The organism is Halomicrobium sp. HArcht1-1 (genome assembly GCF_058933285.1).
On sequence record NZ_JBZYDL010000001.1, the window covers coordinates 3,025,381 to 3,035,157 of the forward strand.

8 protein-coding genes and 8 pseudogenes are annotated in these 9,777 nt (G+C 69.3%); 12 read left to right on the top strand and 4 right to left on the bottom strand.

Going from position 1 to position 9,777, the window contains the following annotated elements; translation table 11 throughout:
- Window positions 1-312 precede the first annotated feature (312 nt).
- The 8 genes and pseudogenes from AC5FRZ_RS15835 to AC5FRZ_RS15870 all read left to right on the top strand — a co-directional run bounded on the left by AC5FRZ_RS15835 (window position 313) and on the right by AC5FRZ_RS15870 (window position 4,275).
- On the top strand, window positions 313-624 hold the full coding sequence (locus AC5FRZ_RS15835) for a hypothetical protein (RefSeq protein WP_493565057.1): 312 nt from the start codon (window positions 313-315) through the stop codon (window positions 622-624).
- A gap of 34 nt (window positions 625-658) precedes the next feature.
- Window positions 659-1,037: pseudogene (locus AC5FRZ_RS15840) on the top strand (DUF5810 domain-containing protein).
- A 23-nt stretch (window positions 1,038-1,060) separates the two neighbouring features.
- Window positions 1,061-1,475 (top strand): annotated as a pseudogene (locus AC5FRZ_RS15845) (DUF5809 family protein).
- A gap of 106 nt (window positions 1,476-1,581) precedes the next feature.
- Window positions 1,582-1,911, top strand: coding sequence for a hypothetical protein (locus AC5FRZ_RS15850; protein ID WP_493565058.1), 330 nt, complete (start codon window positions 1,582-1,584; stop codon window positions 1,909-1,911).
- Window positions 1,908-2,440: pseudogene (locus AC5FRZ_RS15855) on the top strand (NUDIX hydrolase); the annotation flags it as partial. The gene AC5FRZ_RS15850 and the pseudogene AC5FRZ_RS15855, both read left to right, overlap by 4 nt.
- A 287-nt stretch (window positions 2,441-2,727) precedes the next feature.
- Window positions 2,728-3,279, top strand: a complete 552-nt coding sequence (locus AC5FRZ_RS15860) for an NUDIX domain-containing protein (protein ID WP_493565094.1) — start codon at window positions 2,728-2,730, stop codon at window positions 3,277-3,279.
- Window positions 3,162-3,527, top strand: coding sequence for a rhodanese-like domain-containing protein (locus tag AC5FRZ_RS15865; protein WP_493565059.1), 366 nt, complete (start codon window positions 3,162-3,164; stop codon window positions 3,525-3,527). Before AC5FRZ_RS15860 ends, AC5FRZ_RS15865 begins: the two co-directional genes overlap by 118 nt.
- A 3-nt stretch (window positions 3,528-3,530) precedes the next feature.
- Window positions 3,531-4,275: pseudogene (locus AC5FRZ_RS15870) on the top strand (MBL fold metallo-hydrolase).
- Window positions 4,276-4,557: 282 nt separating this feature from the next.
- Here the strand turns inward: AC5FRZ_RS15870 and nucS are convergent.
- Both nucS and AC5FRZ_RS15880 read right to left on the bottom strand, forming a co-directional pair.
- Window positions 4,558-5,292, bottom strand: a complete 735-nt coding sequence (nucS, locus tag AC5FRZ_RS15875) for an endonuclease NucS (RefSeq protein ID WP_493565060.1) — start codon at window positions 5,290-5,292, stop codon at window positions 4,558-4,560.
- A gap of 205 nt (window positions 5,293-5,497) precedes the next feature.
- Window positions 5,498-5,845, bottom strand: coding sequence for a DUF6735 family protein (locus AC5FRZ_RS15880; RefSeq protein ID WP_493565061.1), 348 nt, complete (start codon window positions 5,843-5,845; stop codon window positions 5,498-5,500).
- Window positions 5,846-5,955: 110 nt separating this feature from the next.
- On the opposite strand from AC5FRZ_RS15880, the pseudogene AC5FRZ_RS15885 reads away from it, so the two are divergent.
- Window positions 5,956-6,138: pseudogene (locus AC5FRZ_RS15885) on the top strand (hypothetical protein); the annotation flags it as partial.
- Window positions 6,139-6,321: 183 nt separating this feature from the next.
- Here AC5FRZ_RS15885 and AC5FRZ_RS15890 read toward each other — a convergent pair.
- Entirely contained in the window at window positions 6,322-6,639 is a 318-nt protein-coding gene (locus AC5FRZ_RS15890) for a hypothetical protein (protein ID WP_493565062.1), read from the bottom strand.
- 364 nt (window positions 6,640-7,003) lie between these two features.
- On the opposite strand from AC5FRZ_RS15890, the pseudogene AC5FRZ_RS15895 reads away from it, so the two are divergent.
- Window positions 7,004-8,162 (top strand): annotated as a pseudogene (locus AC5FRZ_RS15895) (MBL fold metallo-hydrolase).
- 87 nt (window positions 8,163-8,249) lie between these two features.
- Here AC5FRZ_RS15895 and AC5FRZ_RS15900 read toward each other — a convergent pair.
- Window positions 8,250-8,531 (bottom strand): annotated as a pseudogene (locus AC5FRZ_RS15900) (DUF6432 family protein); the annotation flags it as partial.
- A 116-nt stretch (window positions 8,532-8,647) separates the two neighbouring features.
- Between AC5FRZ_RS15900 and AC5FRZ_RS15905 the strand changes: the two are divergent.
- Together AC5FRZ_RS15905 and AC5FRZ_RS15910 are read left to right on the top strand one after the other, a co-directional pair.
- Entirely contained in the window at window positions 8,648-9,415 is a 768-nt protein-coding gene (locus AC5FRZ_RS15905; protein WP_493565063.1) for a DUF7093 family protein, read from the top strand.
- Between the two features lie 129 nt (window positions 9,416-9,544).
- Window positions 9,545-9,777, top strand: a pseudogene (locus AC5FRZ_RS15910) (DUF5611 family protein); the annotation flags it as partial.

Here is a 9,777-nt window from a genome sequence, read left to right on the forward strand (position 1 = left end):
CGAGTCCCCGGCCTCGTACGCGCTCGAAGGGTGGCTCGGGGCACTGGCAGCGGACCCCCCGTCGGAGTGGTGCGCCCACGTCGTGCCACTCGTCGACCTCGACGGCGTCCAGCGCGGCGACCAGGGCAAGGCCAGACTCCCTCACGATCACAACCGGGACTACGGGCGCTCGAACGGCGTCCTCGACGATATCGAGCCGCTGTACCCGACGACAGCCGCGGTCAAGCGCTACGTTCGGAACATCGACGGCGAGGGTCGGCGCTCGCGCTCGACTTCCACTCGCCGTACAAGTGGGGCGATCCGCACGATCGCGTGTTCTTCGCCTGCTCGCCCGAGGACGCGACGGCGGCCGACCGGCGGTTCGCCCGATTCCTCGACGAGGCCTGTGATCGGACCGACGATACAATGGCGTTCGCGGCCGACGCGGGGTTCGCCGAGCCAGGTGGGCGAAGTGCCGGGTCGACGTTCACGGCGTTTCTCGACCGTGCCGGAGCCACGTCCTCGCGAACGCTCGAAGTACCCTACTTCGGGACCGAGGGGAACCGGGCGACACCGGACCGGTGGCGGGGGCTGGGTCGGGCGACCGACCGCGCGACGCGGCAGTTCGTCGCACCGATCGAGTGAAACGCCTATTGGTCCGGGTGTGCTTTCGTTCCGTATGGGCTATGCCTGCCCCGTCTGCGAGGAGCCACAGGCCGACGCCGGCCACCTGGCGAACCACCTCGCGTTCACGGCGCTGACCGGCGGCGGCGACCACGAGGACTGGCTCGACGAACACGTCCCCGACTGGGGACCACGGCGAAGACGAACTGGCCGCCGAGGTCGTCGAACTGGCCGCGGAGACGGAGTTTCCCTTCGAGGCCGGTGGCCACGACCACCAGCACGGACAGGGCCACGGCATCGACCCCAGCAGGCCCGCGAGCGTGCCAGCGGGGGCTCGACGACGAGGCGAGATTCTCGAAGAAGCGCGCGAGATGACCGAGGCGATGCAAGAGGCGGACGCGGAGCGGTCCGAGTCGGCAGACGAAACCGAGTAGTCCCCGCCAGACCAAGCGGGGGTATGCACACCGAGGGGACGTTTCTACCGGAGACCGCCCGAGAGGCACGCGAGCGCTACGAGGCGCTTGGCTCGACGGCACAGGTCGTCGTCAAGGCCGTCGCCAAGTCGATGGCGTTCGACAGCGAGGAGTACGACGAGCGGGTGACCAGCAACGTCGTCCGAGACGGCCCGCGAGGCCATGTTCGGCGAGGCCCTGCAGGTGCGAGTGGGTACCCGTGAGGCGTTCGACGAGTGGCGCGAGTCGGCCGACCACGAGGTCGAGGTCGTCGGTGCCGACAACGTCGAGAACGTCGCCTGGCACGCCCCGCCGTTCGCCGAGCAGGCCGTCGCGGCGACGTTCCAGGCGGAGGAAGCGGCCGCCGTCGCGACGCTGCGTCGACAGGCCGTCGCTCGGATCTACCAGGACGTGGTCTGATGCGGACGGTCACCCGGAATCTCCTGCTGGGCATCGGGGTCGTCCTGGTCCTCCTGCTCGCGCTGGGGTAGCGCCGTCGCTGCTTCGCAGCGGCGATCCCTACTACGTGAGTGCGACGCCGGTCGGCGAGGTCGACGCCAACGAGACGAACGTCACCGCCGGACCGAACGCGACGGCCGTCGGTGGCGACACGCTCTCGGAACGGACCCACCCGTTCACGACGGCGGCCATCGCCGACGCGGGCGCGAATCAGACCGGCTACTCCGAACCCTACTGGCGAGGCCCCGTCGGGATCAAGGGCGCGTTCACGCACTCGCCGTTCGACGAACTGGCGGCGCTGCGCCAGCGCAACCCACGGGCGGCCGACGGCGAGTCGGTGCGGCTGGCACACAACGGGACGCTTTATCGTATCGGCGTCACACAGGACCGACCATGACACGCGAGCCGACCCACGAGTGGCCGATCGTCGACTCCGAGACCGAGTACGAGACTGGCTGGTACACCGGCGGCTACGATCGCGTCCAACAGCCAGACGGGAGCGAGAAGGCGTACTACTGGGCGGAGCTACCCGACGCCGTCGTCGTGGTCGCTCGCAGCGGCGACGAACTGCTCCTGGTCGATCAGTACCGGCCGACGATCCGCGAGCAGTGTCTGGAGCTGCCGGCGGGCATCGTCGAGGACGGCGAGTCCTACACCGAGGCTGGCCGGCGCGAACTCCGCGAGGAGACCGGCTTCGAGGCCGCTGGCGTCTCGCTGCTGGAGGAGTTCTGGTGTTCGACCGGCGTCCTCAGACACCGGCGAGGATCGTCTTCGCCGAGGGACTGGAACCGGTCGAGTCGGACCTCGACGACAACGAGTTCCTCACAGTCACGACCGTCCCCATCGCGGACGCACTGGACGTGGCCCGCAACGAACCGGCCAACGACGCCACGATCGAGGGGATCTTGCTCGCGCGAGCGGAGGGCTGTTGTGAGCGAGGAGCCACGAGATCCCTGGGACCGACCGGATCCCGAGTGGCCGGTCCGAGAGAGCGTCGTCGTCTGGGAGACCCCTTCTTCGAGGCCGGCTACGACCGGGTCGAGCGGCCGGACGGAGCGCTCGCGGACTACTACTGGCTGGAGCCGTCCGACGCCGTCATCGTCGTCGCGCCGACCGAGGACGACGAACTCGTCTTCGTCGAGCAGTACCGCCCGCGGTTCCGGCTGCGGTCGCTGGGACTCCCGCTGGCGGGATCGACGACGGCGAGGAACCCATCGCGGCCGCCCGCCGCGAACTCCGCGAAGAGACCGGCTACCGCGCCGAGGAACTCAGCTACGTCGACTCGTACGTCCCCTCAGGGTGGACTCGCTACGTCCGGCACGTCTTTTTCGCGACGGGCCTGGTGGCGGGTGAACCCGACCCGGACGAGGGCGAAGTCATCGAGACCCTGACGGTCCCCGTCGACGAGGCCGTCGACGTGTTGCGGTCACGGAGGGCCGGTCAACGGCTTCGCGCTCACGCCGATCCTGCTCGCTCGCGAGGACGGGCTGCTGTAGTCGTCGGCGGCGCGCCCTCCCAGAACAGCCACACAGTGCGGGTATCGACCGTGAGGCGTAAGGGAGCCCAGCACCCAGCGTTCGGTAATGGACGGGAAATCGGCCACGAGGAGCTGGAAGCGATACTGAAAACGGCACCGACGCGCGCGTCGTGGACATCCGTTCGCCCGGTGCGTACGAGCGGGGACACATCCCCGGCAGCGAGAACGTCCCGCTCCAGCAGCTGGTCGACGACATCGAGCAGTTCGCGGGCGCGGAGCGGGTCGTGACGGTCTGTCCGCACGGGAAATCGAGCGTCCAGGCCGCGCGGCTGATCGCCTCCTACGAGGAGTTCTCCGGCCGAGCCGAGAGCTTCGGCCCCGGCCTGTCGGCGTGGGACGGACCGATCGAGAGCGGACGCAGCGAGGCGGAGACGGCGGAGGGAGACGCGGGAGCGCCCGACGACGAGGGGCCAGACGCCCCGTTGCGCGCCGGCCGGTCAACGGCCGACTTATGTGTTCTGCCCGCCGTACCGTAGGCAATGACTGTTCGACACGACGGGCTCGCCGTCGAGTGGCTCGGCTACGCCACGATCCGGCTCGCGGGCGAGGAGACGGTCGTCTACTTCGACCCGGACGGTACGGCGTCCTCACCGGCGAGTGGGAGCCCGACGAGGAGGGACTGAACCACCCGCCGGGACGCGACTACCGGCCGGAGGACGGGGACGTGATCTGTGTGAGCCACGTCCACCACTACGACCCCGACGGCATCGAGCGGGTGGCGAGCGAGGACGCGACCGTCGTCGCCTTCGAGGGGATCGACGGGCAGGACCGCGAGCGCGGGCTCGCGCCGATCACCGAACTACCCTACGAACTGCGGACGGTCGACGCGACGACGAGCCTCTCGGTCGACGGCGTCTCCGTCTGGTCGACGCCGGCCCACAACGAGCCGGACGGCCCCCACACGCGCCCGGACGGGACTCCTACCACCCGGAGGGATTCGGCTGTGGGTTCCTCGTCGACGTGGAGGGGACGCGGGCGTTCTGGCCGGGGGACACCGACGTGTTGCCGGGCCATCGCTCGGTCGACGTGTCGCTGTTCTGCCCGCCGATCGGCCAGCGGTTCACGATGGACCGCCACGAGGCCGCGGGGCTGGCCGCGACCATCGAGCCGAACCTCGTCATGCCGGTCCACTACAACACGTTCTCGACGCTGGCGACGGACTCGCGGGCCTTCGCGGCCGACGTGGCGGCCGCTGGCGTCCCGGTCGTACTCGACGAGCAGTGACCGCCCCTCGCGAGTCGAGAGTGGTGGCTCTGGTGAAAGCTCTCGTCAGAAAGGGCTCAGAGGGGTAACGTTTCGTCATTGCCACCGACGAAAGGTAACAGGTCACCGGTAAAAAAAGGCCAGCGTGTTCGGGAGCCGGCATCGACTCGGCGACGGTACCCGGTCGAGGAGTCTCGATACCCACAAGAGCCCGTCGAGACAGCCACACTATCGGCTACACGTCTTTCGAGGAGTTCGTTGGCTGGACGGGCCACGATCTTGTACCAGTGACAGCCGACAGTATCAGTTCTCCGGCGGTGCCAGCGAGACGAACTCCAGTCCCTTCTGGGCCAGGGCTCGCGGGCACGGTCGGTGACCGACGGAGCGACGAGGATCCCGGATCTCGGCCTCGTCGTGGAGATCGCGCCCGAGCGCCTGGACGTACCGGTCGAGCTGTCCGACCGCGTCCGGTCCGACGCGCCGTCGTTTCAGCTCCACGACGACGGTCCGCCCGTCCGCGTCCTCGCCGTAGATGTCGATCGCACCGGCGGGCGTCGACCGCTCCGTCGCGAGCGGGGTAAACGCGGGTTCGAGGAGGTCGGGATCGTCGAGGATCCGCTCGCGCAGATCCGCCTCCGTGCCAGTCAGCGACAGGTCGGTGGGGTCGGTCACGTCGAAGACGCCGACGTGGGCCAGCGACTCGAAGGCGATCGCGAGCAGTTCGTCGGGCGAGGACCGCTCGCTCTCGACGACGAACTCGCCCTCGACCACGCGGACCGCGTGCTCACAGCCCGGCGGCTGCCAGTTGACCGGCTGCTGGCCCTCGTCGGTGTGGACCAGCGCCGCCCCGTCGGGTTTGAGCATGACGTGGCGGTCGCCCGGACCCAGCGTACTCGTCGCGCGTCCGTCGTAGTCGACCCGACAACGGCCAAACAGCGTCACCAGCGCTCCCGCGTCGATCCCCCGCTCGACGAGGTCACCGGCGGCGTCGACGTCCGGGTCAGACAGCGTCTCGGTCGCGTCCCCGTGGGTCGTCACGCTCGGCCGTAGTCAGTCGGGTCGTAAAAAGGACGCGTCGTCGATCGGGTACAGCGGTGCCAGTCGCGCGAGCGTCTCCCAGAGCGCACGGCGTGCGCTCCGGCGACAGTGCCCCGGCGTCGACAAGCTCGCCGAGTCGGTCCTGGCAGTGACCAGCGTCCGACGGAGCCGTTCTCGTCGGCCGTCGGGCCGGCGACGGCGAGGCTCACCGCCGTCGAGACCGAGCGGACAAACGAGGTAGGTGCTGGTCTCGTCGGCGGGTCCGACGACGACGAGCCTCGATCGTCGGATCGACGGCCGCCAGCACGTCGGCGGGGGCCAGCTGCCGGGCCAGCGGTCGCGGATCGACGCGCGTCACGGCGTCGTCCCGGCTCGAAGCGAGGTCGAACTGGTTGGCGATCCGGTCGGGAACGGGCGGGACCCGTGAGCGGTCTCGTCGGCCACCGAACGGCGTCTCGGGCGTGATCGCAGCGGCCAGCCCCGTCCCCCAGTGTGCGTAGTGGAGACGGTAGCCGTCGCCGTCCCAGTAGGCGACCAGTGCGCGGTGTGCCATGGCGTCGCTGGGCGCGTGTTCGCTGATAAACCCGCGCCGCCGATCGTGACACTGAATGGCACAATCCTCAAGTACGTACCCGTCGTAGTCGTACGTATGTTGGGGACCGAGTGGGTGTACGCCGCGATCGCGGGCCTGCTCTTCGCGCACCTCCTGACACTGCTGTATGCCTACCGGTCGAGCCGATCCGAGCCGACGGCCGACGGCGTGTCCGACACCCCGTCGGTCGAGGTGGCCGATCGAGCCGACCGGAGCGTCGGTGCCCGGAGTGTGGCACCGAGAACGACCGTGCGTACCGCTTCTGTCGGCAGTGTGTCGCCGAGCTACCGAGTGCGCGACTTCACGTCGAGCACCCCAGCGAGCAACAACAGCCCTACGACCGGCTGTCCATCTGTGACCGATTTCGCCACCGGGTGGCGAAATCGGTCACAGATCACCGGCCCGAAAAGTGGCGCTCCGGGCGGGCGAGCCCCGCGTCAACACACCGGTCGCGGGTCCAGCCCCATGGCGTCGAGACGCTGGGCGTAGTCGTCGTACGCGACGGCGATCGTCTCGGCGGCCGCCCGCTGGGCGCGGTCGGGCTCGGCTGCGACCACCAGCGCCGCGCCGTCGTCGGCGTCCTCGCCGTGGGACGACCGGACGGTGCGACACGCGTCGGCCGTGGCGTCGTCGCCCTCGTTGACGAAGAAGTTGATCGCCTGGAGGGTCGTCCGATCACCGACGAGGCCGGTCGCGACCAGCGCACCCGCCCGGCGTCGGCCGCGAGCCCCCGGAGGTGTTCGACGACCGGCCACGCCGTCTCCGTCGGCGGCTCGTCGAGGTCGGCCGAGAGAGTCCCGTATCGCGTTGCCGCGCGTTCGCTGGCCCGTTCGAAGGCGTCCGCCGCCGGGCCGTCTGCCTCGTCGGCCCACGCATCGAAGACCGCTCGTCGGCCCGCCTCGCGTCCGGACAGCGTCGCCCGGACGGTGGCGGGTTCGAGATTCGCGTCCGTCGCCGCGAGCAGTACTTTCTCCGAACCGAGCCGGTCGAGTTTGGTCGCGCTGTCCGCACGGACCGCTCGACGAACGTGTCGGCGTCCATACTGGAACGACGCGCCGACACACCTTAACCTCGGGGCCCGTGTCACATCTTATCACCCACGGGGCCGTACGGGCGGCTATGTCCGAGTCCTACCCCGACCCGCCGGTCGAGCCGGCGACGATCAGCCAGACGCTGGCCGGACGGCTGGCCGACGGCGAGGCGGTTCGGTTGCTCGACGTGCGCGACCGCGACGAGTACGAGCGATGGCACATCGCCGGGCCGTCGGTGACGGCGACACAGCACTCGTTCGCGAAGGCCCTGCAGGCACAGGTCCGCGGCTCGGTCGACGAGCTGGCCGCACAGGTCGCGGGCGAGGGGCCGATCACGGTCGTCTGTGCCCGCGGGGAGGCGAGTGCCTACGTCGCCGGGCTGCTGACGGAGGCCGGCGTCGACGCGCACAACCTCGCGGGCGGGATGGACGGCTGTGTACGAGGCACACGAACTCGACGCGGGCGAGACGACGATCGTCCAGTACCAGCGACCGGCCTCGGGTTGTCTGGGCTACCAGATCGTCGCGGACGGCGTGGCGGCCGTCGTCGATCCGCTGCGCGCGTTCGCCGATCGGTACGCCGCGGACGCGACACGACGGGACGCGACGATCGAGTACGTGATCGACACCCACGTCCACGCTGACCACGTCAGCGGCCTGCGGTCGGTCGCGGCGGCGACCGGCGGCGAGGCGCTGCTGCCCGCGAGAGCCCACGAGCGCGGCGTCGTCGACGACATCGGAACGCTTGCCGACGGCGAGACGCGCAGCCTGGGCGAGACGACGCTCCGGACGGTCGCGCTGCCGGGCCACACGACGGGGATGACCGGCATCGCGGTCGGGGACGTACTGCTGACCGGCGACAGCCTCTTTCTGGAGAGCGTCGCCCGCCCCGACCTCGAAGCGAGCGACGACGCGGCGGCGTTCGCCCGAGAACTGTACGCGACGCTGACCGAACGGCTGGACGCGTTCGACGACGAGACACTGATCGCGCCGGGTCACGTCGGCGAGCGAACGATCCGGAACGACGACGGCAGCTACGCGGCGACGCTGGGCCAGCTCCGAGAACGGCTGTGGGCCTTCGCGGTCGACGAGGCGACGTTCGTCGAGCGCGTCACGGAGAACGTCCCGCCGCGTCCGGCCAACGCCGAGGCCATCGTCGCAGCCAACCTCGGCCGACGGACGCCGAGCGACGACGACGCCTTCGAGTGGGAACTGGGGCCGAACAACTGCGCCGCGACGGCGGATTGATCGGGGTCGTCGGTCCGTACCGGATCGATGGCAGACGATGTGCGGTCCCGGAAACGACGACACTTTGTATAGCAGGGCTGGCGAGAAGCGACGCCGGATCACGTCGACGAGTGACTCCTCGTCGGTCGGTTCGTGCTCGCCGACGACGCCCGACCGGGGCGAGAAGACCGTCCGCTCGCCGTCCCGTGTCACCTCGATGAGCGTGTCCGCCTTCAGTTCGGCGAGGGCGTCCTCCAGGTGGTCGATGTCGGCGTCGACCCGCGACCGGAGTTCGAAGACGGTCATCCCGTCCTCGGGGCGATCTGCGAGGGCATCCAGCACCGCGACCTGCGTGTCGGGACGGTCGCGGTACTCCGGTTTCGCTCTCATACCGGGAGATAGTCGTGGAACCCCCTTGTGTTTGTCCCCGAGCGAGAAGTCGGGCGGGCAACTCGCAGTCGTCCCAAGCAGTAGGCTTATCACTCGGAGCGGGCCATGTCGTGACAATGGGTCTCAAATGCTCCGTGCTTGGGCACGCGTACGGAGAAACGACTGTCGAGCGCGACCGCGAAGAGCAGGGTAGCGAAGTCGTCATCACGATCCGAGAGGTCGAAACCTGCGAGCGGTGTGGCACCGAGCGCGTCGTCTCCGAGAACAAGGAGGTCACGGCGATCGAAACACCCGACGACGTCGAGACGACCGAAGAGACGGCGGCGTCGGAGGCCGAAGCGACGACGCCGGACACCGAAAGCGAGTCCGAGTCCGACGCGGCCGAAGCGAGCGAACCGTCGGACGAGGAGCCCGACGACACCGAGGACGTTCCGGCGGCCGGCGAAGCTGTCGGCCTCGGAGATCGTCGGCGGCGAGGAGACGCCGTCGACGCCCGATGCCGATACCGGTGCAGAGATCATCGACGCCGAATCCGACGAGCCGGTGTCCGAGGAGGCCGTCGACGAGTGGCCGACCCCACGGTCGACCCCGAGATCGACGAGCAGGACGGCGACGAGCAACTGGGCAGCGGGTCCTCGGCCGTCGATACCGAGGAGATCGACGCGGACGACCCCGACGCCGACGACGCCATGATCATCGACGAGGACGACGACGATCCCGTCGAGCAGGGCAGCCGCCAGCCTGGCGAGTGGCCCGAAGAGCCCGGGCGACGACGAGTGGCAGCCCGACACGATCGGGACGATCGACGAGGACGACGAAGAGCAGGCCACGGAGACGACGACGCTGACCGTCCCCGACGGCCAGTTCCGCTGTCCGGAGTGTGACTTTACGACGCTGGTCGAGTCCTCGTCGCTGCGGCGTGGCGACTTCGTCCGGAGTGTCACCGCGGCACACTCGTCCACGAGCCAGAAGACGAAACGCGAAAAGAGTAAGGCAGGGCCAAATCGACTTCTATGCGAGAGTACAAGATGCGACGCGGCGAGCACCTCGAAGATCGGGTTCCCGACATGGAGGCGTTCGTCGAGGACTACTTCGGCGAAATCACCGACACGCAAGAACGCAAGGGGAGCGACCTGCTGGTCGTCGACGACCCCGACAATCCGGTCTTCGATCGCGTCGTCGCCGGCACCGTCGAGTACAGCGGCAAGAAGACAAGCTCGCGCTCCACATCGACGAGCGCGACGCC

Excerpts from the sequence above, each read along its gene's own strand:
- AC5FRZ_RS15880 (WP_493565061.1), bottom strand. The coding sequence starts at position 5,845 with ATGGCACACCGCGCACTGGTCGCCTACTGGGACGGCGACGGCTACCGT.
- AC5FRZ_RS15905 (WP_493565063.1), top strand. The coding sequence starts at position 8,648 with ATGGGTCTCAAATGCTCCGTGCTTGGGCACGCGTACGGAGAAACGACT.